The sequence below is a fragment of the Pseudomonas sp. SJZ078 genome (assembly GCF_007828255.1).
In the GTDB taxonomy this organism is placed as follows: Bacteria; Pseudomonadota; Gammaproteobacteria; order Pseudomonadales; family Pseudomonadaceae; genus Aquipseudomonas.
This window is the reverse complement of sequence record NZ_VIUG01000006.1, coordinates 151,591-174,230: the sequence shown is the minus strand read 5'-3', so window position 1 is coordinate 174,230 and position 22,640 is coordinate 151,591. Positions and strand designations below refer to the sequence as shown.

Below are 22,640 nucleotides of genomic sequence, written 5' to 3'. Positions count from 1 at the left end.
TTTTGTTAACAACAAGCTCTTTTATTGGATCCAATAGAGAAAAAGACAGACGGACGCCAAAGTATTGGCGTCGACTGTTTCACAGGCTTATCAGTGCGCGGCAACGACTGATTATTTGGCGAAGATTTGGCTCATATCCCTGAATGCCTTGAACTCCAGGGCGTTACCGCAGGGATCGAACAGGAACATGGTGGCCTGCTCGCCCACCTGCCCTTTGAAACGGACGTAAGGCTCGATCACGAACTCGGTGCCAAAGGACTTCAGGCGCTCGGCCAGCGCCTCCCACGCTTCCCAACCCAGGATGATCCCGAAATGCGGAACGGGAACGTCGTGTCCATCGACTGGATTGCTGTGGACGTCCTCTTGCGAGGCCGTCCTGGGGTGCTCGTGGATGACCAGTTGGTGGCCATAGAAATTGAAGTCGACCCACTGGGTGCTGGAACGCCCCTCCTCCAGGCCAAAGACTTCACCATAAAAGGCTCGTGCGGCGGCCAGGTCATAGACGGGGATTGCGAGGTGGAAAGGCGAAAGGTTCATCAGCGCTCCAATAATGATATTTGCGGATGAACGAGCGTAGGCCGGAAAATCATCAAGAAAAATCAATATATATTTTTCAGAAGCACAACTAATATTTGTGAATGATCAAAGAGCTCAAGACCCTTGTCGCTGTAGCCCGGGAGGGTACGTTCGCCGCCGCCGGGAACAGGATCGGCCTCACCCAGGCGGCGGTCAGCGCCCAGATCCAGCGCCTGGAGGCCGAACTCGGCTTCGAGATCTTCGACAGGAAAGGCCGTTCGGCCCACCTCAACCGGATGGGCCACCAGATACTCCTGCAGGCGCAGGAACTGCTTCGTCTTTATGACAATCTGGGCGCCGCCACCGTGGGGCTGCCTGCCAGCACCTTGGTCAATATCGGCGCCATCGCTTCCGTCCAGCGCTCCTATCTGCCCGACGCGCTGGCCCGGTTCCACCAACAGTGCCCACCGTGTCGGACGCGAGTCGTCCCGGGCTTGTCGATGGAGTTGGTCAACCTGGTGGATGCCGGCGAAATCGACATGGCGGTCATCATTCGCCCGCCCTTCTCGCTCCAGAGCGATCTGCGCTGGACAACCCTGGCGCTCGAGCCCTATCGCCTGATCGTGCCCCGTGATGCACCGGGGGAAGACTGGGCGGAACTGCTCTCCAGCCACCCCTTCGTCCGGTACGACCGGTCGTCCTTCGGTGGCAGGCAGGTCGATCGTTTCTTGCGGCAGATGCACTTCAACGTGCGAGAGGTTTGTGAGCTGGATGAACTGGAGGCCATCATCAGGCTGGTTGAAAATGGCGTAGGCGTAGCGCTCGTGCCGCAGACAGTGTCCCATCGGCAATGGCCGGCAAGCATCCGTGCGCTCGACCTTGGTCCCCACACGTTCCATCGCGATATCGGACTGGTGCATCGACCGCGACAAACCTTGAGCGAACCGGTGCGGATCCTGGCCCAGCTTATAAGTGATCAAGTCAAGGGGCGCTCCGGACGGCCCCAAGCATGAAAAGGCCACTCGAATCGAGTGGCCGTCAGGGGTCAGATCGCGCCCACATTCATTTTCGAACCATCGGTCAAACGCGAGAGACGGTAGGGTTGGGGATCGACACAGGGCGTATCGTTGGCGACCAGATCAGCAGCCAGGTAACCGATCCCCGGCCCCAGACCGAACCCATGCCCGGAACAGCCCGCCGCAAGGACAAAACCTGACAGCCCGTCCACGGCAGAAATCACCGGTACGGCATCGGGGGTAAAGTCGACATACCCGCCCCAGGTCTCAGCCACTTCAATGTTCGCCAGCGCCGGGAAACGCGCCCGGACCCGCTTCAGGATCTCGGCAACAGCCTCGGGCCCGGCCTCGGGATCGAGGACACGGTTGCGCTCGAACGCCAGGGGTTTATCCGCCCCCCAACCTGCCAACCCTTCGGGACCATGGATAAAGGACTTGCCGATGCCGAACTCCATGGCGGCCAGCCGCTTGACGAACATGGGCATGAAAGCCTTCCCATGGCGCAGGCCCTGGGGCGTGACGTCAAGCCGGGCCTTGCCACTGATGGCGATCGTATAACTGCCATCCAGACGGCGGGTGAGCGCGAAATCCGGGGTGTAGAGCGCATCCCCGAGATTCGGCGCCGGGCGCGTGCGCAGCGCGGTCTGGCGCACACTCGCCTGGGGAAAGTTCAACCCGTGGCGTCGACAGAACGCCGATGCCCAGGCGCCGGCGGCACAGAGGACAGCTTGGGTGCGGATGACACCTTTTTCGGTGATCACCCCTGTCACCGCGCCATTGGTGATATCGAGGTCGTAGGCAGCGCAGTCCTGGTGGAGGGTGGCACCAAGCGCACGTGCGCCCTCGGCAATTCCCGGCGCCGCGAGCGCGGGCTCCGCCTTGCCGTCATCGACGGAATGCACGCCACCCAGCCATTGCCGACCGACAGCCGGGATCGCGGAGGTGGCCTCCCCGGGGCTCAGTATCCGCGTCTTGATGTCGAATTGACGGGCGATATCCAGCCACGCTTCCCATTCGGCGAGTTGCCTGGCGTTGTCGGTGGCGTACTTGAGACCGCAACGGCGGAAACCGAGATCGATGCCAATCTGCGCCGTGAGCTCATCCCACAGTCGCAAGGCGATTCCAGAGAGAGGCAGCTCGCGGGCATCGCGATTCTGCTGGCGGCACCAGCCCCAGTTGCGGCTCGACTGTTCGCCGCCGACATAGCCCTTCTCGACCAGGGCCACCGAGAGCCCCCGTCTCGCCAAAAAGTAAGCGGCAGTCGTGCCGATGATGCCGCCGCCAATGATCACCACATCGGCATGGGAAGGGAGCTTTTCATCGCTGGGGATGCGTTTTATCGAGGGTGACATGCCAAGAGTCTCATCTGGATGGGGTTATCAAGCCGGGCAATGCAGGCCGTTTTTCCAACAACCTGATGGTGATCATTACGCCATGCACCGCCTATAGAGCTGTCTCGTTTTCACCGTACTAAATCGCAGAAAAACTTGTTTTGGAGGCATGCGCAGCACAATCTGCCACAGCCTCCAGTACCCTCGTTATCGCTTCATTCGGCGCAGCGCCTGGCAATTTCCGCCATCAATAACGACGGGCTCGCCAATACCGGGCATTTCAGTTCAGCGGCGAGCCTGTCGCGCAAATGCGCCAGCGATGCCTGGGCGAGCACCAGCACATCCACCTCGTCGGAAATCCCGCCAGCCGCTTCAAGGAGCATCTCGTCATGCCGCGCCCGATCGCCCGCCATCAGTGCCTGGTAGGCCTCGGGGCGCAGTACCGTCTTGATCGTGACATCGCGTCCTTGCCCTGCGGCATGGGCCTGCAATAGCGCGCTGCTCGGTTCCACCGTGCTGGTCGCCGTGCAAAGCAGGCCAATTCGCGTGCCACGGCGCAACGCTTCCGAGGCCATCGGGTCATCGATCTTCAGGATCGGCTGCGACACTATGCTGCGCGCGATGTCGACAGCCGGAGACGTCGATGAACAGGTGACGACGATCAGGTCAGGCTGCGCTTGCGCCGCCAGCACAATCTGATCAACCACGCGCTGGTAGACCTGCGGCTGCGGTACGCCACGCAACAGGTCCTGCAGCAGGCTTTCGTTAAGGATATGGAAGCAGTCGACGGCGGGCATCTCGGCACGCATACGCGCCCGAAACTCCTCGACCAGAAAACCGACGGTATGGATGAAAGCGATCCGCTGGGTCATGGAATTCTCCTGCGCGCGGGCTTATTAACGGGACATGGCTTCGTGTCATCCATTACCGCATGAATCACAGGCAAAGCCGCCTCGTTTTCAAGCCATCGAATCGCAGGAAAGTTTTTTTATGGGCTGTATGCAGCACAATCTGTCTGGCCTGACGGGCTTTTCGATGATGCTGCTCACTTAAGGAAGTAGGTGAGCCTGTGGCGAGGGGGTTTATCCCCTCGCCACAGTGAACCGGGCATTGACGCCCCAAAATGAAACGCTTCCGCCTGCAACCCGCACCGGCTCATCTTGTTGCACAGCACACCCCGGGAAACAGGATCAGCGGCGCTCTTCGTTGTGCAAGCTCCCTCGCATCGCAGCCCTACCCGAACCGCAGCAATTGCAACGAAACATCCATTGTTCGATGCACCTCGAAGTGAGACATCTGCCCGACGCCTATTCTCTGAACCCACACGAAGGAGATGGCGATGACGCACAACCGATTTTTTGGAAAAACCGTACTGACCTGTACCTTCATCCTGGCAATGATCGGTTGGGGAATCGGTTTCTATGGGCCGCCGATCTACATGCAAGCGGTCATGGAGCGCACGGGGTGGCCCATCGCCCAGGTGTCGACGGCGGTCACTCTGCACTTTCTCAGCGGCACGATCGTCATCGCCAACTTGCCAAGGCTCTACACACGCTTCGGCATTCCCATCATCACCCTGCTGGGCAGCATCGTCCTGGGCATCGGCGTGAACATCTGGGCCCAGGCCGACCTGCTCTGGGTGTTGTATGCCGGTGCCGTGTGCTCGGGTATCGGCTGGGTGACCTTGGGAGCGGCGGCCGTCAATACCCTGATCGCGCCGTGGTACGTCAAGGAAAGGCCCAAGGCCCTGGGCAAGGCCTACAACGGCGCCAGCATGGGTGGCGTCATCTTTTCGCCGCTGTGGGTGTGGTTGATCGAGGGTTTTGGCTTCACTACGGCGGCGCTGGTGATCAGCTTCATGGCCGTGCTAATCATCGGTACCCTCGCCCTTCTGGTCTTTAACAAGAGCCCGCAAAGCCTGGGACAGCATCCCGACGATGCCGACCAACCGGACCCCGTGACGCCCGGCTTCAACGCCACGCCATGGACCGCCGTGCAGACGCTCAAGGTGGCGAATTTCCGCACGTTGGCCAGCGGCATGTCCCTGGGGCTGTTCGCCCAGATCGGCCTGATCGCGCACCTGTACTCGATCCTGGTTGGACGCATGGGAGCCCACGACGCCTCACTCGCCATGGGCCTGGCCACCGCCAGTGCCATGGGCGGTCGCTACATCGCCGCGCGCCTGATGACCCCGGGCATGAATCGCAGGCTGCTGGCCTGCCTATGTTATGCCATCCAGATGCTCGGGACCCTGATGCTCCTCGGCCTGGACCTGCATCCGTCCGTGGCCTGGGTGGCGGTGGTGCTGATCGGCTCCGGCATCGGCAACGCTACTTCCTTGCCGCCGCTGATCGCACAGACCGAGTTCAGCCGTGAACACACCGCCAGGGTCATCGCGCTGATGGTCGCGATCAGCCAGGCCACCTACGCCTTCGCCCCTGCATCTTTCGGTCTGGTGCGCGCTGCCTTCAGCCAACCGAATCAAGCCATCGTCGCCGTCGTGGCTGTCGCCGTCGTCGTGCAGATGCTCGCCATCCTGTCTTTCTACCGAGGGTTACCCGCCCACTCCTTCAGGATCAAACCAATCGAGCACCGCCATCAACGTTGAGCACGGCACCGTTCATGAACGTGTTGGTCATCAAGAATACCGTTGCCGCACCGGCCTCCTCCGCCGTACCGATGCGACGCAGCGGCAGCGCCTGCTCCAGGGAGGCCACGTAGGCGTCACGTCCTTCGCCCAACGCCTTGCTGAAGATCGGCGTATCGATCGGGCCGGGCGACAGGGTGTTCACCCGAATCGGCGCCAACTCCAGGGCCAGGCCACGGGCCAGCGACTCCATGGCGGCCGATGCCGCCCCGATGACGGCAGTACCATGGGCATTGGGTCGATCAGCGAGCGCACCCGAGATGAAAGTGATCGATCCGGTCTTGGACAACCGGTCACCCAGGATACGGATCGCGTTGATGGACGCCCAGATTCGCTCATCGAACGCCCGGCGCAGATGATCGACATCAGCGGTCAGGATGCTTCCGGTGACGAACGTACCGGCGAGCAGCACCAGGTGATCGACCACGGGAATGTCCGCCAGCGCGGCCTCGACCGCCTCACGGCGGGTCACGTCGGCCGCGCGCCATCCATCCAGGCCGTGTTCCTTCGCCGCCTGCTCGGCACGGGCCGCATTCGAGCCGATGACCACGACCTTGGCACCGGCGGCCTTCGCCTGTATCGCGGCCGCCAGGCCGATGCCCGATGTGCCGCCGAAGACGACGACCGTACGGCCGGTGAGATTGGATGCAAGTGCTGGGGTGATGATCATGTCGAGTCTCCAGTGAACGCCGGGATGGCGAGTGATGGAGCAAGCGTAAGGCTGTGAACGCAGATTGATAATTGGGGCTGAAGTCGCTTTACTAGTGCCATGAAGGCACAAATTGGTTTAGACCGTCTTACCGGACTTATCGCATTCGCGCGCGCCGCCTCCCTGGGCAGCTATACCGCTGCGGCGCGGGCGCTCTCGGTGTCCCCTTCCGCCGTCAGCAAAAGTGTGCAGCGGCTTGAAGAGCACTTCGGGCTGATGCTGTTCACCCGCACCACGCGTTCCCTGACCCTCACCCCCGAAGGGCGGGATCTTTACGAACGGGCGTTGCGAATCCTGCGGGAAGTCGAGGAGATCGATCAGGCTGCCGTCGCCTCCCGCGCCGAGCCTGCAGGCGTCTTGAAAGTCACGGCGCCGCTGCCCATCGGCGTGAACATCCTGGCGCCGGCATTGCCCAGGTTCCGTGAGCAATACCCCAAACTGGCAATCGACCTGCGACTCGGCGACCAGTATTCCGACATCATCGAGCAAGGAATCGACGTCGCCATTCGCGTCGGAAACCTCAGTGATTCGCGCCTGGTTTCACGGCCCCTGGGGCCACATCGAATCGGCGCGTTTGCGTCGCCCCAATACCTCCAACGCAAAGGCATGCCGGCCACCGCTGAAGATCTTGCGGAACACGAGTGCGTGAACTTTCGCTACCAGAGTACCGGGCAAAGTCTGCGCTGGCCCTATCAGGCGGGCGACAAACAACTTGAGTGGAATCCCGACGCCGCATTCACCGTGGATGTCAGCGACGCGGTAGCGGCCATCATGGCGGCGGGAGGCGGCATCGGTATCACGCCGCATTACGTTGCTGCGTCCTATGTCCGCCGGGGGGAACTGATTCCCGTCCTTCCCCAGTTCACCGCGGAACGCTTCTCCATCACCGCCTTGTGGCCGGAAAGCCGACGCGGCAGTCCCAACGTAAAAGCCTTCATCGCCTTTGTGCTTGAGCTGTTCCCTGCAACGCCAGCCTGGGACGAGGCGGTGAATGAAGCGGCCGCAGCGAGGCTGGGTTGATCGGCCGTCGGGTTGGACAACCGACAGCCACCGATCCCGGCAGCCCCTCAAGAGGCCCGTATCATCCCAGACGCATCGACACTTCAATGTCATCGGCAAAAGGCACGGAGAGGTAGCCATTCTGCGGTGAACGCACGTAAGCCAGGTATTCAGGGCAGTAATTGGTATTGTCCGCCACCACCACAGCGCCTGGGCGCAGGTGCTTTTCAACCAGGTCCAGCACGTCGCTGTACAGCGCCTTGGCGCCGTCGAGCAGGAGCAGGTCGACCGCCTCCGGAAGGTCGCAGGCCAGGGTGACCAGTGCGTCGCCTTCGCGGATTTCCACCAGGTCGTCGACCCCGCCTTCAACGAAGTGGCGACGCGCCAAGGCAACTTTCGACGGCTCGAATTCACTGCCTATCAGCACACCGCCGCCATTGTCCCGTAGCGCCGCCGCCAGGTGCAGGGTGGACAAGCCGAACGACGTGCCGAACTCGACGATGGCCCTGGCCTTCGCGCTGCGTGCAAGCATGTACAGCAGCTTGCCGGTGTCGCGGGAGACCGGCAGCCACAAGTCCTTGAGCATGCCGTACAGTTCGAGGTATTCGGTCTTGCTGCGCATCAGGCGCTCACGTTCTTCGCCCGGCACCGTATCCAGCACCGGGCTGGTGGCTGCGCTGGCTTGGGTGTAGAGGCGCTCGATCAGGGTTGCCAGGGGTTCTGTGGTCAAGGTGGTCAAGGTGGTCATGATTGCTTCCATCGATGGGAGAATGAAATGCGACTGATTCGTCGCATTTAAATGATGCGAGTGATTCGCCTCATTCGCTATTCGCGTTTTCCCACGACGCCCGAGCCAGCCATGACCCAGCACCAGAGCGCCCCTATTTCCTCACGCAAGCAGCCGCAGCAGGCACGCTCCAGCGAGCTGGTGAAGGCTATTTTCGAGGCCGCTGTTCAGGTTCAACAGGTGCAAGGACAAATGATCCAGGTGCTGCGTCATGCCCATCCCTCAAGTCGCAACGTGGCACGCACCAGGCGTTGCTCTTCACTTTCGATTTCCCTGAGGTTGTCGCAGATGCTTTGGATATGCGCAACGGCGGCCTTGCGCGCCTGTTCGGGAAGCCGTCCGGTCACGGCGTTGTAGAGCCGTGCATGCTGGCGATCGATCTGGCGCTTCTGCGGTTCGCGGTGGTAGAGGTTGTTGACCGAGGCGAACACCGTGGTGAGCAGCAAGTCCGTCAGCGAGCGCAAGGTCTGCACCAGCACCGGATTGTGCGACGCCTCGCAGATCGCCAGGTGAAACGCATGGTCGAGCCGGGCGTGTTCGGATGGCTCCAACGAGCGCGCTTGGGCATCGAGCAGCGCTTCGTAGCTGCGGGTGATCAGGACGAAATCGGCCTCGGTGCCGCGCAAGGCCGCCAACCGTGCGGACTCGCCTTCGAGCAGGCTGCGGACCTCGAACAGATCGTAAAGCGTGCGGGGTTGTGAGCTGAACAGGTGCATCAATGGCGAGGCGGCACTGTTGCCCGACAGGTCGGCGACGAACGAGCCCTTGCCCTGCTCCGTCTTGATGATCCCGCGGGCACGCAGCAGCTTCAGCCCCTCGCGCAGTGCGGTGCGTGAAACACCGAGCTTTTCCGTCAGCCGACGCTCCGACGGCAACAATTGGCCGGTCTTGAGGACACCGTCCACGATCAGCCGCTCGATGCGCTCGCATACCACATCGGCCACTTGCAGGTTGCGACGGTTCTGGGTGTCGTCCATTGAGCCTCCAACTGGTATGACCAGCCAAGCCGTGCGCTTCAAGCATGCTTAGCGATCAGCACAACTCATTGTTCTTAGATGAATTATTAAAAGCATCAGAAAAACGACCTGTTACAAACTGGTTCGACCACTTCAACAATGTATAGACAGTAGAACGCCCCGGACCAATGATGCAAGTCAGCTGAATGGGATACCTGACCTCACATAAAAACAACCGAGTGCCGTCAGTCGACTATGAACATTCTCTACGATGAACGCGTTGATGGTGTCCTGCCCGCCGTGGATAAAGCCACGCTGCTGCAGGCCTTGCAGGCGCGCCTGCCGGATCTCGAGATACTGCATCAGCGCGAAGAACTCATGCCCTATGAGTGCGACGGGCTTTCCGCCTATCGCACCACGCCGTTGCTGGTGGTGCTGCCCCGTCATATCAGCGAGGTTCAGGGCGTGCTGGCGCTGTGTCACGCACTGCAAGTGCCTATTGTCGCCCGAGGTGCCGGGACCGGTTTATCCGGTGGTGCGCTGCCGTTGGAAAAGGGTGTGCTGCTGGTGATGGCGCGCTTCAACAACATTTTGCACATCGACCCTGCCGCCCGTACCGCACGGGTCCAGCCCGGGGTGCGCAACCTGGCGATTTCCCAGGCAGCCGCGCCGTTTGGTTTGTACTACGCACCGGATCCGTCCTCGCAAATCGCCTGCTCCATCGGCGGCAACGTCGCGGAAAATGCCGGTGGCGTGCATTGCCTCAAATATGGCCTGACCGTGCACAACCTGCTCAAGGTCGACATACTCACCGTCGAAGGCGAACACCTGACCCTGGGCAGCGACGCGCTCGATTCGCCGGGCCTGGACCTGCTGGCGCTGTTCACCGGCTCCGAAGGCATGCTCGGGGTGATCACCGAAGTCACCGTCAAGCTGCTTCCCAAACCGCAGACCGCGAAGGTGTTGCTGGCGGCGTTCGACTCGGTCGAAAAAGCCGGGCGCGCGGTGGGTGATATCATCGCTGCGGGCATCATTCCCGGCGGACTGGAGATGATGGACAACCTGGCCATCCGCGCCGCCGAAGACTTCATCCACGCCGGTTACCCGGTGGAGGCCGAAGCCATTCTGCTGTGCGAACTCGACGGTGTCGAAGCCGACGTCCACGACGACTGCAACCGCGTGCGCCAGGTGCTGGAGCAGGCGGGCGCCACCGAAGTGCGTCAGGCCCGCGATGAGGCCGAACGGGTGCGGTTCTGGGCCGGGCGCAAGAATGCGTTTCCGGCAGTGGGCCGCCTCTCGCCGGACTATTACTGCATGGACGGTACCATCCCACGCCGGGAGTTGCCCGGCGTGTTGCAGGCCATCGCCGCCTTGTCGGTCGAGTACGGCCTGCGGGTCGCCAACGTGTTCCATGCCGGTGATGGCAACATGCACCCGCTGATCCTGTTCGATGCCAACCAACCGGGCGAACTCGATCGCGCCGAAGCCCTGGGGGGCAAGATCCTCGAACTGTGCGTGAAAGTCGGCGGCAGCATCACCGGCGAACACGGCGTGGGCCGCGAGAAAATCAATCAGATGTGCGCGCAATTCAACAGCGACGAATTGACCGTGTTCCACGCCGTCAAAGCCGCCTTCGATCCGAGTGGCCTGCTCAATCCCGGCAAGAACATCCCGACGCTGCACCGCTGCGCCGAGTTTGGCGCCATGCATGTACACCTGGGGCAGTTGCCCTTCCCTGAGCTGGAGCGTTTCTGATGCACAGCACACACGATAGGGACGCCAGCGACACATTGCTCGAACAGGTCAACCAGACCCTGAAGAATGCCACGCCACTGTGGATTCACGGTGGCAACAGCAAGGCCTTCCTGGGACGTTCGGTCACCGGCGAGCGCCTCGACACCCGCGCCCACCGAGGCATCGTCAGCTACGACCCGACGGAACTGGTGGTGACCGTGCGTTGCGGTACCCCCCTGCGGGAGTTGTCCGAGGTGCTGAGCGCCTCGCAGCAGATGCTGCCCTTCGAACCGCCCTCCTTCGGCGACGCCACCGTGGGCGGCATGATTGCCAGCGGACTCTGCGGCCCGCGCCGCCCGTGGGCCGGTTCGGTACGGGACTTCGTCCTCGGCGCGCGGGTCATCACCGGCCAGGGCAAGCGCCTGCGCTTCGGTGGCGAAGTCATGAAGAACGTTGCCGGTTACGACCTGTCGCGCCTGATGGCCGGCAGCTTCGGCACCCTTGGGGTGATCACCGACGTGTCGCTCAAAGTCCTGCCCAAACCTCGACAAGCCTTGAGCATCAGCCTGGAAATGGACAGCGAGCGCGCCTTGCTGCGCCTGGCGGAATGGGGCCAGCAGCCGCTGCCGATCAGCGCCGCCTGCCACGACGGCCAACGCCTGCACTTGCGGCTCGAGGGCGGAGAAGGCTCTGTGAGCGCGGCCCACGACCGATTGGGCGGCGAGTTGCTGGACGCCTCGTATTGGGAGGATCTCAACGAACATCGCTTGAGTTTCTTCGACGAGAACCTGCCGCTGTGGCGCCTGTCCGTACCGCACAACACACCGTGGCTGCCCTTGCCCGGCAGGCAACTGATCGACTGGGGCGGTGCCCAGCGCTGGCTCAAATCCGGTGCCGAAGCGGCCTTCATTCGCCGGGTCGTCGAAGGCGTCGGCGGCCATGTGACCTGTTACAGCCATGGCCTGATCGACAGTCCATTCCAACCGCTGCCTGAGGCGCTGATGCGTTACCACCGGAACCTGAAGCAACGGCTCGATCCCCAGGGCATCTTCAACCCCGGTCGCCTCTACGCGGAGCTTTGAACCATGCAGACCACCTTGAGTGAAGAGGCCCGCCAACTGCCCCGCGCCGAAGAAGCCGAAAGCATCCTGCGCACCTGCGTGCACTGCGGTTTCTGCAATGCCACCTGCCCGACCTACCAGTTGCTCGGCGATGAACTGGATGGCCCACGAGGGCGTATCTACCTGATCAAGCAAGTGCTCGAAGGCAACCCGGCCACGGCGAAGACCCAGCAGCACCTGGATCGGTGTCTGTCGTGCCGCAACTGTGAAACCACCTGCCCTTCCGGGGTCGACTACCACAACTTGCTGGACATTGGCCGCGCCGTGGTCGATGCGGCGGTCGAACGACCTCTCGGCCAGCGCCTGTTGCGCGAGGGGTTGCGGGCGGTCGTGCCCAACCCGCGCATATTCAAGGGAGTGGTCGGTGGCGGCCGGGTGTTTCGTCCATGGCTGCCCGACACCCTGCGCGGCAAGGTGCCTCGCCACGTGCCTGCGGCCAAACCACGCCCGGTGAACCGCCATGCCCGGCAAGTGCTCATGCTCGAAGGCTGCGTGCAACCGAGCCTGTCGCCCAATACCAACGCGGCCGCCGCCCGGGTCCTGGATCGATTGGGGATCAGCGTGACACCCGTAGCCGAAGCCGGCTGCTGCGGCGCCGTGGACTATCACCTGGACGCCCAGGCCGTGGGCCTGGATCGTGCCCGTCGCAACATCGATGCGTGGTGGCCGGGCATCGAAAACGGTGCCGAAGCCATCGTGCAAACCGCCAGCGGTTGCGGTGCGTTCATCAAGGACTACGGGCACTTGCTGGGCAGCGACCCGGCCTATGCGGAAAAGGCAAAAAAGGTCAGCGCCCTGGCCAAGGACCTGGTTGAAGTGCTGCGCGAAGAACCGCTGGAAAAACTGAGCATCCACAGCGACCAGCGCCTGGCCTTCCACTGCCCCTGCACCTTGCAACACGCGCAGAAACTGGGTGGCGCCGTTGAGGCGGTGCTGACGCAGCTGGGTTTCAACCTCACGCCGGTGCCCGACGGGCACCTGTGCTGCGGTTCGGCAGGCACCTATTCGATCACCCAACCCGAACTATCCCGACAACTGCGCGACAACAAACTCAACGCCCTGGAAAGCGGCCGCCCCGACGTGATTGTCACCGCCAATATCGGTTGCCAGTCCCATCTCGACGGTGCGGGCCGGACCCCGGTCCGGCACTGGATCGAGTGGGTCGAAGCTGCACTGCCTTAGCCGCCCCCTGGACTGTCGCCACCGAAAAGCCCGCACATCGCCCCCCGGCCGGCGCGAATCCAAATGACACGGGATTGTTCGTCTTCATTGAATTCACATGGCAACTTCCCAGGATTTATCTCTTCGCCTCCATCAAGAAAAATGCCCTCCAGACCCGCCGAGGTACAGCGTGTCCTCGGGGGCCGGAGCACGTAACCGACACCCCGGCCCACGTCATCAGCCACCGCGCAAGGACTCCCCATGCCACTCGAAAATCCGTCGCCGTTACGCTCCGCCCTGAGCACACGAGCCCCCCATCTCGAACCTTATCTGTACGCCTTGCTGCGAACCGTCTTCGCTGTCGTGCTGTTGACCCACGGACTGCCCAAGGCGCTTCGCACCGGCCACGGCTCGATGGCCGATCCCATGGCCGCGTCGATCAACCTTATCCAGAACGTGATGGGACTGCCTTTTGCTGCACAACTGGCTTTTCTGGTCATGCTGCTGGAAACGGCTGGCGCCCTCCTGTTGGCGATAGGGCTCGCCACCCGGTTGGTCGCCCTGCTGATCGCCCTTCAAATGCTTGCCATCAGCTATGCGCTGGGACCGACATGGCCCTGGATAGACCGGGGCATCGAGTTTCCGGTGTTGATGGGGGTTCTGGCGCTCTACATCGTGGCGCGCGGCGGCGGAGCGTATTCGGTGGATGCGCGCCTGGGACGGTACCTGTAATCACCCACGCAGGTGTCAGCCTGCGCCTTCCCCTAAGCCCCCCTTATCCGGCGGTTCGAGTCCTCTAGCCATACACTTCCGTAACACCGAGCCCTAGTCCCGAGGCTACGTCGCCTTGCGCCTTTGCCTACAACTAAGCCAGAATCCGCCCGCTTGTGTGCCCCGGGCCGTACCGGTAGCTTGGCTTCCGTCACTGCTCATCAGTGATCGGGTTTAGCGACCCGAACCGTAGGCACATAAGCACCCATGCTTCATTGCGGGATCTAACTGCAATTACGTTATGGCGGCTGTATGCAGGAGACCTTCGGGTCTACCGGGTGCCTATGTCCGGTTCGCTAACCTGTATGCAGTCGCCACCATTCTGTTTAGCGACAGGTCTTGGCGGCTCCCATTCCCCATAGGAGCGTCATCATGTTCAAAGTAACTCCCAACCCTCCGCAAACGGACCCCAGCTCCAACGGCCTCGACCCAAAAAAAGTCCAAGAAGCCACCGATCGGGCGCTGGATTTCTATCTGAACCCGAAAGAAACCAACGCCAAAACCGACCCACCCCCGAGCCAGCTCTTCACTGTCATCGACGGCATCGACACTGAAAGTCTGCTCGCCAACCTAAGCGAAAACCTGGCCTCGGCCAACGCCATGATCAACGACCTGGCGTTCGACCTTGAAGGGTCACGGCGGCATGTTGCGCTGGGTATTCAGCAAGTCATCGAGTTGAGCGAACTGTTGGCAAATCGGGCGTTGGATAACGTCGATCCGCGCTAGGCTGTGTACGAAATGGTTTGAAACGCAGGTTAGGCAAGGCAAAAACCGGCGAGGAAGCGGAGTTGACTGGTTGTCAATGAGCATTCCGAGCCGGTTTTTAACGCCGCATAACCAAGTTTCAAGCCATTTCGTACATAGCCTAGCATCCAGCCTGTAACGTAAGGCCGAGTCGGACCTCGTAACTCTCCTGTCTACAGAGCCGCCGACTCACACCAGCGCGAACGAGGTCGCCTGTGCATGTTCTTCAAACACTGCGCAGGCAACCCATGACCGACTATCTTCACGGTGTGCGGGTCGTCGAACTCAACGACGACCCGGCGCGGCTCGAAGGCTGCAAACGTAAACGCCGCACCTTCGAAACCCTGCTCCATTCGCAGAGGCGCTCCACCCTTCGCGATTCAGAACTTATAAGTAATGGAAGTACCAAAACCACTGGCACTGTTCTTGTATTTAGAGCTGTAGGCGCCTCTGCTGGCTGAAGCGTCGTTGACCTTCACACTTTCTTCCCACAGGTAGGAGTAAGCGAGGTCGACGGTGACATTGTCCACGGGCGTCCACCCGGCTCCCAAACTGACCACTGTGCGGTCACCCGTTGGAATCCGTGGCGAACGGTTGGTGTTGTTGGTGGGAGACTGATCCACCGAAAAGCCGGTGCGCAGCACCCATTGCTTATTGAGCTGGTACGCAGCGCCAATCGCGTGCGCCCAGGTGTCGTGCGAGTTCTCCTCTTCAGTGACACTGCTCAATGTGCCGCTCAGCGCCGGAGGCAATCCGCTGTTTTCGATGGTGATGTCTTTGAAGCGACTCCAACGTGTCCAGGTGCTGCCCAGGTACAGGGTCCAATCGTCGTTGAGTTGATGGGTCACCGAAAAGTCCACGGACTCGGGCGTGTCCACGTCCAGCGAAGCATCGTAACTTTCGCCGCTGACTCCCAGCAGGGAAAAGACGCCTCCGGTGACTTTGGTCTTGGCATTATCCAAGTGATAGCTGACCTTGGAATGGTAGGTCATACCCACCCGGGTGCTGTCCGTGGCCTGCACCAGGATCCCGGCGTTGAAGCCCAGGGCGGTGTCGTCGCCCTTGCTTGTGAGTTTGCCGTCATTGGTACCGGGACTGAAGGGGTTGAGGACCATTGCCGACAACTCACCACTGATGCGGTTGATCGTCGGGCCGAAACCTATGGAAACCCTGTCATTGAAGGCGTAGCTGACCGTCGGTTGAAAGGTCAGCGTCTTGACCTCGCTTTTGTTCGTGAAGTAACGACCGGCGAACCCGCTGCCGTAATCCGTTATCAGACCGAACGGCGCATAGAAGCCGACACCGAACGCCCAATGCTCATCGATAGGTTTGACGTAGTAACCCATGGGCACCGTGACCACAGGAACCATGTCGCCGTCTTGCTCGCCGCCGAACGTACTGCGCGTCTGGCTGATGTCTGATTTGGCGAAAAGCGTTGCAGCACCCACGCTGACTTGCTCTCTCTTCAAGCGAGACATGCCCGCCGGGTTACCGAAAACGGTGCTCGCGTCATCGGCGGAAGAGGAACGACCGGCAAAACCGGTGCCCATCCCACTGATGCTTTGTTCATTGAGCGCAAAGCCGCTGGCGAACAGTTGCGAAGAGGCCAGTGCGACAGCAAGGCCAAGTGGAGTCTTGAGGATCATTTTTTTCATTATTGGATCTCTAGGGTGATCGCAGATAGGTGTTGCAGGGAAAACAGTGGCTCCAGCTCTTTTGGCTTCAAGCAAAAATCGCCACGGTCTGGCGTGCCCAAAGCACGCGCAGACCGCTTTCATCCCAGATCTCCATATCCTGGACGGAATAGCCCTCTTGGGTTTGTTGGCTGAACGAGTTGATCAGGAACCATTCACCGACCATGGCCGGTTGCGGCAGGTCGATGGTCCAGGACACCGAACTGATGGCGGCCGGCGTGGTAAAGCAGGTCATGGCCGCGGGGGGCAAACTGTCGGCCAGTGCGATCAAAGCAACGGCCGGGTCAATATCCCGGGCGTCCAGGTGACGCACCCACATCAGCAGTTCGGGATTTTCGGCCCCCGACATCGGCAGCGACCCGCCTGCCGGGCGCATCTCGAAGTTGTAGGCGCAGGCGGGTGCAACCCGCCTGTCCAGCTCCAGCGTCTGGTGCTCGGAGGGCCCTCCCACGGACGGACACTCCCATGAGTCGTGCCGGATCCGACTGGCCCGCGGATGAGCGAACAACAAGGTCGTGCGTAGCGCCAGTTCCTCCCCGGACATGCAATCAACCGCCACCGAGGTGACTGATCGGCCCTCGCGCAAGACGCTGGTGTTGAACGTCTGCGCCTTGGTCACCGGGCCGATGAAGGACACTTGGGCGGACTTGAACGGCGGTAGCTGTCCACCATTCACCAAGCGCACCGCCTGCAGCGACAGCGCCGCGGAAAGCCCGCCGAATACTGTCCGGCCTTGTAGCCAATTGGCGGGCGCCTCGAAAGGCCTGTCAGGGTCGAACTGATTAACCAGCTGGGAAAATGAAGTCATGGTCTTTTCCTCTACGGGAAACTGAATATTTCAGAATCGATACTCGCGACGAAAACCTGCGCAGACATTCCCCTCGCGATCACTACGCCGCCTCCCAGCGACGAAACAGAACGCTGGCATTGACGCCGCCAAAGCCAAATCCATTCGAGAGCGCATAAGTGATGGTTGCCTTGCGTGCCGCCAGGCCCACCAAATCGAGACCGTCAGCAGCCTCATCGGGATTGAGGAGATTCAACGTTGGGGGGATAACCTGATCCCGCAAAGCCAGCACCGTGAAGAGCGCCTCGATGCCCCCCGCCGCGCCCAGCAAATGCCCCGTGGCCGACTTGGTCGAGCTGATCGCCACGCCTGAGTGACCGCCGAACACGGATCTGATTGCCGCCAGTTCGCCCTTGTCACCGACCTGCGTCGAGGTCGCATGGGCGTTGATGTGTTGTACGTCGCCAGTACTGACACCCGCCTGGCGCAATGCTTGCTCCATGGCGCGCCGGGCCCCGTTCCCATCCTCCGGCCCTGCGGTCAGGTGATAGGCATCCGCGCTGGTGCCATACCCCACCAGTTCCGCCAGCGGCGTCGCGCCACGGGCGAGTGCATGCTCCAGCGATTCGATCACCAATAACCCTGCGCCTTCGGCCATGACAAACCCGTCGCGCTCGCGATCGAACGGACGGGACGCCTCCTGCGGCCGGTCAGCGAACCCGGTGGACAGCGCGCGTGCGGCAGCGAAGCAACCGAGCGTCACCCGATCGATCGCCGCTTCGGTGCCGCCGCAAATGGCGATATCGGCTTCCCCGCTTCTGATCAGTCGCGCCGCATCGCCAATCGCTTGTACGCCGGCGGCACAGGCCGTCACCGGTGCACCGAGCGGCCCCTTGAAACCGTTCTGGATAGAGACATGACCCGCAGCCATGTTGGCGAGGAATGCCGGTGCGGTGAACGGAGATAATCTACGCGGCCCACGGGCATCAGTGGTCCGTACGGCTTCAGCAATCGCACCGAAACCGCCGACGCCGGAAGCAATAATGGTTGCGGTCCGCTGTTGTTGCGCTTCATCCGTGGGATGCCAGCCTGCCTGCGCCAACGCTTCATGGGCGGCCATGAGCGCGAACTCGATGAAGCGGTCCATCTTCTTGCGTTCTTTAGGCGCAATGATGCGCTCGGGCGCGTAACCGGCGACGGGATCTTCTTCCAGGGTCGGCACTTGCCCCGCCACTGCGACGCCAGTGCCCTCAGCAATTTCGTCCGGCAGGCTGCGGATACCCGAACGGCCTTCCAGCAATCTGCGCCAGACTTCTTCCATGCCACATCCCAGGGGGCCGACAATACCGCCGCCTGTGACTACGATTCGCTTTTGATCATTGGAATTCATCATGAGAACCTCTTGATTCTGAGTCGACGTTCAGTTGGCTGCCAATGCTTCGGTTCTAGTTGTGTTGTCAGGGCGGATCTTGAACCAGATGGCATACATCGCCGGCAGGAACACCAGCGTCATCACGGTTCCACCGAATGTCCCACCGATCAGTGTGTAAGCCAGGGTTCCCCAGAACACCGAATGAGTCAGCGGGATAAAGGCCAGGATGGCGGCCATCGCCGTGAGCAGTACCGGCCTGGCGCGTTGCACCGTCGCCTCTACAACCGCATGGAATGGATCGAGTCCTTCTTTCTGGTTTTGATCGATTTGACCGATCAGGATCAGCGTGTTGCGCATCAGGATGCCCGACAGGGCGATCAGGCCCACCAGGGCGTTGATGCCAAACGGCTGATTGAAGATGAGCAGGGTCGGTACCACGCCAATCAATCCCAGCGGCGCGGTGAGGAACACCATCACCATCGCCGACATTGAGCGGACCTGCAAAATGATGATCAGCAGCGTCAAGGCAATCATGATCGGGAACAGCGGTAACATCGCCTTTGAAGCTTTTCCCGACTCTTCGATCGAACCGGCCTGTTCGATGCGATACCCAGCCGGCAGCGTGCTGATGATCGGCTGCAGCTCGTCCAGGATTTTCGTGGAAACATCCGGCGGCTGCAGATCTTCGGCAATGTCTCCGCGTACCGTGATGGTCGGCGTACGATCACGACGGCGCAGGATCGGATCCTCCATGCGCACCTCGACACTGCCGATCTGCGACAACGGAACCCGCTGGCCGGCCGAGCCCACCAACGTGAAGGCCTGGATTTTTGCCGGATCGAGGCGGATATCGCCCGCTGCACGCCCCACCACCTGCACGGAACGAATGTCTTCGCGCACAAACGTGATCGGGATACCCGACAGCAGGAACTGCAATTGCTGGCCGACCGAACTGGACGTCAGCCCAACCGCCTGCAACCGGTTCTGATCCAATGAGAAATGCAGTGTCGGTATGCGCGTGCCCCAATCAGTGTTGACGGTCCTCATCATGGGGCTTGCCCGCATGACAGCCTCGACCCGGCCGGCAATCTCACGCAGCCTGACGGGATCCGGGCCCATTACCCGATAGGCGACAGGAAACGGGGAATACGGACCGAACACCAGTTGGGTAACCCGCACACGGGCTTCAGGCGCGAGCCCGTCAGCCACCGCCTGGCGAAGACGGTGCTTGAGGGTTTCACGTTCCTCCTGGCTGCCGGTCAGCACCACCATCTTGGCAAACGACGGATCGGGTAACTCCGGCGCCATTGCCAGGTAGAAACGCGGTGAACCCTGTCCGATATAGGACGTGACGATTTTCGCTTCGTCCTGCTTTTGCAGCCAGGCTTCAATGCTGGCCGTCGTCGCGCTGGTCTGCTCGATGGAAGTGCCGTACGGCATCTGCACTTCGATCAGTACTTCGGGACGATCGGAGGCGGGGAAAAACTGCTTCTTGACCAGGCCCATGCCGAGGATGGCTATGACAAAAAAACCAATCACCGCTCCGGCCACCAGCCATTTGCGAGCGATGACCCGTGTCAGCAACCGGCGAAAACGATTGTAATGAGGTGTGTCATAGATGGCCGCGTGGCCACCCTCGACTTTCTTGACGTGAGGCAACAGCTTCACACCCAGGTAAGGCGTGAAGGCCACCGCGACCACCCAGGACGCGATCAGGGCAATGCCCACGATCCAGAACATGTTGCTGGTGTACTCGCCCGCGGTCGAATGCGCGAAACCGTTGGGCATAAAGCCGACGGCCGTCACCAGCGTTCCGGCGAGCATGGGGGCGGCGGTATGGCTCCAGGCATAGGCCGAAGCCTTGATCCGGTCGTAGCCCTCCTCCATTTTGACCATCATCATTTCGATGGCGATGATGGCGTCGTCCACCAACAGGCCCAACGCCAGAATCAGCGATCCCAGGGTAATGCGGTCGAAGTTCTTGCCGGTGGCGGCCATCACCATGAACACCACAGCGAGGGTCAACGGCACGGCCGCGGCCACCACCACACCCACATGCCAGCCCATGCTGAGGAAACAGACCAGCATCACCACCAGCAACGCGACGAAGAACTTGATCATGAACTCGTCGACAGCCGAACTGATATTCACCGACTGATCGGTGACCTTGGTGAACGTCATGCCCAGCGGCATGCCTTCGTTGATACTGGCCGTCTCGGCATCCAGGGCCTTGCCCAGGTCCAGGCCGTTCCAGCCTTCGCGCATCACGATACCCAGCAACAGGGCAGGCTCGCCTTTGTTGCGAACGAGAAAGGTCGCTGGGTCTTCGTAGCCGCGTTCCACCGTCGCCACATCCGAGAGCTTCAGCGCCCGCCCCTGCACAACGATTGGCGTATCGCGAATTTTCTCGAGCTTGTCGAACGCGCCATCCAGGCGCACGAACACCTGCGGTCCCTTGGTGTCGATCGAGCCGGCAGGCGTCAGCACGTTCTGACTGTTCAGCGCGGCAAAAATGTCCTGGGGGGAAAGCCCAAGCGTCGCCAACCGATCATGGGAGAACGACACAAAGATTCGCTCGGACTGCTCGCCGATGATGTTGACCTTTTTCACGCCCGGCACATGCAACAGGCGCTGGCGCAACGACTCGGCATCGCGCGCCAGCAAGCGCTGCGGCTCGCCCTTGGCCTTCAGCGCAAAAAGCGCAAAAGTCACATCCGAGAACTCATCGTTGACCATCGGTCCGATGACACCCGCCGGCAGGGTTTTCGCCTCATCCGCGATTTTCTTGCGGGCCTGGTAGAACTCTTCCTGTACTTCTGCTGGCGGCGTGGTGTCCAGCAGCGACACCATGGTAAACGCCAGCCCAGGCCGCGTGTAGGTTTCGGTGCGGTCATACCACTTCAATTCCTGCAAGCGCTTTTCCAGCGGCTCGGCCACCTGGTCCTGCATTTCCTGCGCGGTAGCCCCCGGCCAGGCAGAGATGATCGTCATCTGCTTGACGGTGAAGGGAGGATCTTCCGCACGCCCCAGACCGAAGAACGCCAGGACACCGGCAATCGTGATGAGAAAAATCAGGAAAAGGGTGATCGATCGCTCACGAACGGCAAACGCCGAGAGATTGAAACGCCCCTCGCTCATGGCTGATTCCCCTTGGCGACCACCTGTTCCTGATCCGCCACCCGAACCTCATCGCCGTCATGCAGCAAATGCGCGCCCAACGCCACGATCTGTTCGCCCTGCTTGAGGTTGCCTACGACCGTGGCCGTGTCATCGCCCAGACCGAAGACCTGGACCGGACGCCACGAGACCTTTGCCGGTTCGCCGGAAAGCACCCATACGCCAGGGCCTTTACCCGCGTCAAAAACAGCCGCGACAGGCACTCGCAGCGTCTGTTCCGGCGACTTGTCCTGGGCGATATGGAGCGTGACCGTCGAGCCGAGCGGCGCATTGGCCAGCGCGCCTTCCAGCACGTATCTGGCCTCGAAGGTACGCGTAACCGGATCGGCCGCATCGGAAAGCAGCCGCAGCTTCGCAACGGTGGCGATCTTGCCGTTGCCATACAACGTCGCCTGGGCCGCCGAACCTACGGCTGGACGCAGCGTTTCGGGCAGATTCACGCTGGCTTCGCGTTGACCGGCGCGGGCCAGCTTGACCACCGGCTGTCCCGCGCTGACGACTTGGCCAGGTTCGGCCAGGGTATCCATCACGACGCCATCGGCATCGGCCACCAGGGTCGCATAACCCATGGCATTGCTTGCCACATCGGCCTGCGCCTGCGCAGCGCTGAGCTGTGCCTTTGCCGTGTCAGCCGCGGCCTTTGCCTGGTCGTATGCAGATGCCGAGATCGCCCCTGCCGCCACCAGCTCGCGATTACGCGCCTCGTCATCCGCCGTCTGCTTGGCTTGCGCCCGGGCAGCGGCCACGGCCTGCTGCTGCGCACGCGCCTGCAGGCCAAGGTCGACCGGGTCCAGGCGCATCAGTGGCTGACCACGCTTGACCGTCTGGCCGGCATCCACCAGACGCTCCTGCACCTTCCCCGACACTCGAAACCCAAGATCGCTCTGGACACGAGCAACCACAACGCCAGTGAACGAACGCGCGATATCGACCGAGTTCTCGACGCCAGCGACCCTTACCAGCGGGGGCTGGGTGCGTGCGTCGACGACGGTCGATGAATTACCGCACGCCGCCAGGACGAGAGGCATTAAGCAGACGGCAACAGGATTCAGCCGAAGCATGATTCTCTACTCAATTGACAGAACAGGAACACATCTTCAGTCTAGTGACCAATAATG

Annotated in this window: 19 protein-coding genes and 1 pseudogene; 9 read left to right on the top strand and 11 right to left on the bottom strand. The window is 61.4% G+C overall.

Going from position 1 to position 22,640, the window contains the following annotated elements:
* Positions 1-111 precede the first annotated feature (111 nt).
* On the bottom strand, positions 112-537 hold the full coding sequence (locus tag FBY02_RS08620; protein WP_144926011.1) for a VOC family protein: 426 nt from the start codon (positions 535-537) through the stop codon (positions 112-114).
* A gap of 101 nt (positions 538-638) precedes the next feature.
* On the opposite strand from FBY02_RS08620, the gene FBY02_RS08615 reads away from it, so the two are divergent.
* Positions 639-1,529, top strand: a complete 891-nt coding sequence (locus FBY02_RS08615; RefSeq protein ID WP_144926008.1) for a LysR substrate-binding domain-containing protein — start codon at positions 639-641, stop codon at positions 1,527-1,529.
* A 32-nt stretch (positions 1,530-1,561) separates the two neighbouring features.
* On the opposite strand, the gene FBY02_RS08610 is transcribed toward FBY02_RS08615, so the two are convergent.
* Together FBY02_RS08610 and FBY02_RS08605 are read right to left on the bottom strand one after the other, a co-directional pair.
* Entirely contained in the window at positions 1,562-2,884 is a 1,323-nt protein-coding gene (locus tag FBY02_RS08610; protein ID WP_144926005.1) for an FAD-binding oxidoreductase, read from the bottom strand.
* 194 nt (positions 2,885-3,078) lie between these two features.
* A complete protein-coding gene (locus FBY02_RS08605; RefSeq protein ID WP_144926002.1) occupies positions 3,079-3,735 on the bottom strand; it encodes an aspartate/glutamate racemase family protein in 657 nt (218 codons plus the stop codon).
* Between the two features lie 467 nt (positions 3,736-4,202).
* Between FBY02_RS08605 and FBY02_RS08600 the strand changes: the two genes are divergently transcribed.
* Positions 4,203-5,471, top strand: coding sequence for an MFS transporter (locus tag FBY02_RS08600; protein WP_144925999.1), 1,269 nt, complete (start codon positions 4,203-4,205; stop codon positions 5,469-5,471).
* Here the strand turns inward: FBY02_RS08600 and FBY02_RS08595 are convergent.
* Positions 5,440-6,180, bottom strand: a complete 741-nt coding sequence (locus FBY02_RS08595; RefSeq protein WP_144925996.1) for an SDR family oxidoreductase — start codon at positions 6,178-6,180, stop codon at positions 5,440-5,442. The genes FBY02_RS08600 and FBY02_RS08595 overlap by 32 nt on opposite strands.
* Before the next feature lie 99 nt (positions 6,181-6,279).
* Between FBY02_RS08595 and FBY02_RS08590 the strand changes: the two genes are divergently transcribed.
* Positions 6,280-7,239, top strand: a complete 960-nt coding sequence (locus FBY02_RS08590) for a LysR family transcriptional regulator (RefSeq protein ID WP_144925993.1) — start codon at positions 6,280-6,282, stop codon at positions 7,237-7,239.
* 61 nt (positions 7,240-7,300) lie between these two features.
* Here the strand turns inward: FBY02_RS08590 and FBY02_RS08585 are convergent, their stop codons facing one another.
* Complete coding sequence (locus FBY02_RS08585; RefSeq protein ID WP_144926095.1) at positions 7,301-7,957, bottom strand: O-methyltransferase; 657 nt, start codon at positions 7,955-7,957, stop codon at positions 7,301-7,303.
* Positions 7,958-8,077: 120 nt separating this feature from the next.
* Here FBY02_RS08585 and FBY02_RS28345 point away from each other — a divergent pair.
* Positions 8,078-8,194 (top strand): annotated as a pseudogene (locus tag FBY02_RS28345) (TetR/AcrR family transcriptional regulator); the annotation flags it as partial.
* Positions 8,195-8,214: 20 nt separating this feature from the next.
* Here the strand turns inward: FBY02_RS28345 and glcC are convergent.
* Positions 8,215-8,982, bottom strand: coding sequence for a transcriptional regulator GlcC (glcC, locus tag FBY02_RS08575; protein WP_144925990.1), 768 nt, complete (start codon positions 8,980-8,982; stop codon positions 8,215-8,217).
* 234 nt (positions 8,983-9,216) lie between these two features.
* Between glcC and glcD the strand changes: the two genes are divergently transcribed.
* The 5 genes from glcD (at position 9,217) to FBY02_RS08550 (ending at position 14,474) form a co-directional block, all read left to right on the top strand.
* A complete protein-coding gene (gene glcD / locus FBY02_RS08570; protein ID WP_144925987.1) occupies positions 9,217-10,716 on the top strand; it encodes a glycolate oxidase subunit GlcD in 1,500 nt (499 codons plus the stop codon).
* The gene (glcE, locus tag FBY02_RS08565; protein ID WP_144925984.1) at positions 10,716-11,777 is read left to right on the top strand and encodes a glycolate oxidase subunit GlcE; all 1,062 of its coding nucleotides are present in this window, start codon (positions 10,716-10,718) and stop codon (positions 11,775-11,777) included. The genes glcD and glcE overlap by 1 nt, the downstream gene beginning before the upstream one ends.
* A 3-nt stretch (positions 11,778-11,780) precedes the next feature.
* On the top strand, positions 11,781-12,998 hold the full coding sequence (glcF, locus tag FBY02_RS08560; protein WP_144925981.1) for a glycolate oxidase subunit GlcF: 1,218 nt from the start codon (positions 11,781-11,783) through the stop codon (positions 12,996-12,998).
* A 240-nt stretch (positions 12,999-13,238) separates the two neighbouring features.
* Positions 13,239-13,709 (top strand): DoxX family protein, encoded by a 471-nt coding sequence (locus FBY02_RS08555; RefSeq protein WP_144925978.1) that lies wholly within the window; start codon positions 13,239-13,241, stop codon positions 13,707-13,709.
* Positions 13,710-14,120: 411 nt separating this feature from the next.
* Positions 14,121-14,474 carry a DUF6124 family protein gene (locus FBY02_RS08550; protein ID WP_144925975.1) on the top strand — a complete coding sequence of 118 codons (354 nt, stop codon included), beginning with the start codon at positions 14,121-14,123 and terminating at the stop codon, positions 14,472-14,474.
* A 398-nt stretch (positions 14,475-14,872) separates the two neighbouring features.
* Here the strand turns inward: FBY02_RS08550 and FBY02_RS08545 are convergent, their stop codons facing one another.
* The 5 genes from FBY02_RS08545 to FBY02_RS08525 form a co-directional block, all read right to left on the bottom strand.
* Entirely contained in the window at positions 14,873-16,147 is a 1,275-nt protein-coding gene (locus FBY02_RS08545; protein WP_144925972.1) for an OmpP1/FadL family transporter, read from the bottom strand.
* A gap of 67 nt (positions 16,148-16,214) precedes the next feature.
* On the bottom strand, positions 16,215-16,994 hold the full coding sequence (locus FBY02_RS08540) for a thioesterase family protein (protein ID WP_144925969.1): 780 nt from the start codon (positions 16,992-16,994) through the stop codon (positions 16,215-16,217).
* A gap of 82 nt (positions 16,995-17,076) precedes the next feature.
* Positions 17,077-18,366, bottom strand: coding sequence for a beta-ketoacyl-ACP synthase II (gene fabF / locus FBY02_RS08535; protein ID WP_144925966.1), 1,290 nt, complete (start codon positions 18,364-18,366; stop codon positions 17,077-17,079).
* A gap of 27 nt (positions 18,367-18,393) precedes the next feature.
* The gene (locus FBY02_RS08530; protein ID WP_144925963.1) at positions 18,394-21,483 is read right to left on the bottom strand and encodes an efflux RND transporter permease subunit; all 3,090 of its coding nucleotides are present in this window, start codon (positions 21,481-21,483) and stop codon (positions 18,394-18,396) included.
* Positions 21,480-22,583, bottom strand: coding sequence for an efflux RND transporter periplasmic adaptor subunit (locus FBY02_RS08525; RefSeq protein ID WP_144925960.1), 1,104 nt, complete (start codon positions 22,581-22,583; stop codon positions 21,480-21,482). The genes FBY02_RS08530 and FBY02_RS08525 overlap by 4 nt, the downstream gene beginning before the upstream one ends.
* Between the last annotated feature and the right edge of the window lie 57 nt (positions 22,584-22,640).

Excerpts from the sequence above, each read along its gene's own strand:
- FBY02_RS08620 (WP_144926011.1), bottom strand. The coding sequence starts at position 537 with ATGAACCTTTCGCCTTTCCACCTCGCAATCCCCGTCTATGACCTGGCC.
- FBY02_RS08615 (WP_144926008.1), top strand. The coding sequence starts at position 639 with ATGATCAAAGAGCTCAAGACCCTTGTCGCTGTAGCCCGGGAGGGTACG.
- FBY02_RS08610 (WP_144926005.1), bottom strand. The coding sequence starts at position 2,884 with ATGTCACCCTCGATAAAACGCATCCCCAGCGATGAAAAGCTCCCTTCC.
- FBY02_RS08605 (WP_144926002.1), bottom strand. The coding sequence starts at position 3,735 with ATGACCCAGCGGATCGCTTTCATCCATACCGTCGGTTTTCTGGTCGAG.
- FBY02_RS08600 (WP_144925999.1), top strand. The coding sequence starts at position 4,203 with ATGACGCACAACCGATTTTTTGGAAAAACCGTACTGACCTGTACCTTC.
- FBY02_RS08595 (WP_144925996.1), bottom strand. The coding sequence starts at position 6,180 with ATGATCATCACCCCAGCACTTGCATCCAATCTCACCGGCCGTACGGTC.
- FBY02_RS08590 (WP_144925993.1), top strand. The coding sequence starts at position 6,280 with ATGAAGGCACAAATTGGTTTAGACCGTCTTACCGGACTTATCGCATTC.
- glcC (WP_144925990.1), bottom strand. The coding sequence starts at position 8,982 with ATGGACGACACCCAGAACCGTCGCAACCTGCAAGTGGCCGATGTGGTA.
- glcD (WP_144925987.1), top strand. The coding sequence starts at position 9,217 with ATGAACATTCTCTACGATGAACGCGTTGATGGTGTCCTGCCCGCCGTG.
- glcE (WP_144925984.1), top strand. The coding sequence starts at position 10,716 with ATGCACAGCACACACGATAGGGACGCCAGCGACACATTGCTCGAACAG.
- glcF (WP_144925981.1), top strand. The coding sequence starts at position 11,781 with ATGCAGACCACCTTGAGTGAAGAGGCCCGCCAACTGCCCCGCGCCGAA.
- FBY02_RS08555 (WP_144925978.1), top strand. The coding sequence starts at position 13,239 with ATGCCACTCGAAAATCCGTCGCCGTTACGCTCCGCCCTGAGCACACGA.
- FBY02_RS08550 (WP_144925975.1), top strand. The coding sequence starts at position 14,121 with ATGTTCAAAGTAACTCCCAACCCTCCGCAAACGGACCCCAGCTCCAAC.
- FBY02_RS08545 (WP_144925972.1), bottom strand. The coding sequence starts at position 16,147 with ATGAAAAAAATGATCCTCAAGACTCCACTTGGCCTTGCTGTCGCACTG.
- FBY02_RS08540 (WP_144925969.1), bottom strand. The coding sequence starts at position 16,994 with ATGACTTCATTTTCCCAGCTGGTTAATCAGTTCGACCCTGACAGGCCT.
- fabF (WP_144925966.1), bottom strand. The coding sequence starts at position 18,366 with ATGATGAATTCCAATGATCAAAAGCGAATCGTAGTCACAGGCGGCGGT.
- FBY02_RS08530 (WP_144925963.1), bottom strand. The coding sequence starts at position 21,483 with ATGAGCGAGGGGCGTTTCAATCTCTCGGCGTTTGCCGTTCGTGAGCGA.
- FBY02_RS08525 (WP_144925960.1), bottom strand. The coding sequence starts at position 22,583 with ATGCTTCGGCTGAATCCTGTTGCCGTCTGCTTAATGCCTCTCGTCCTG.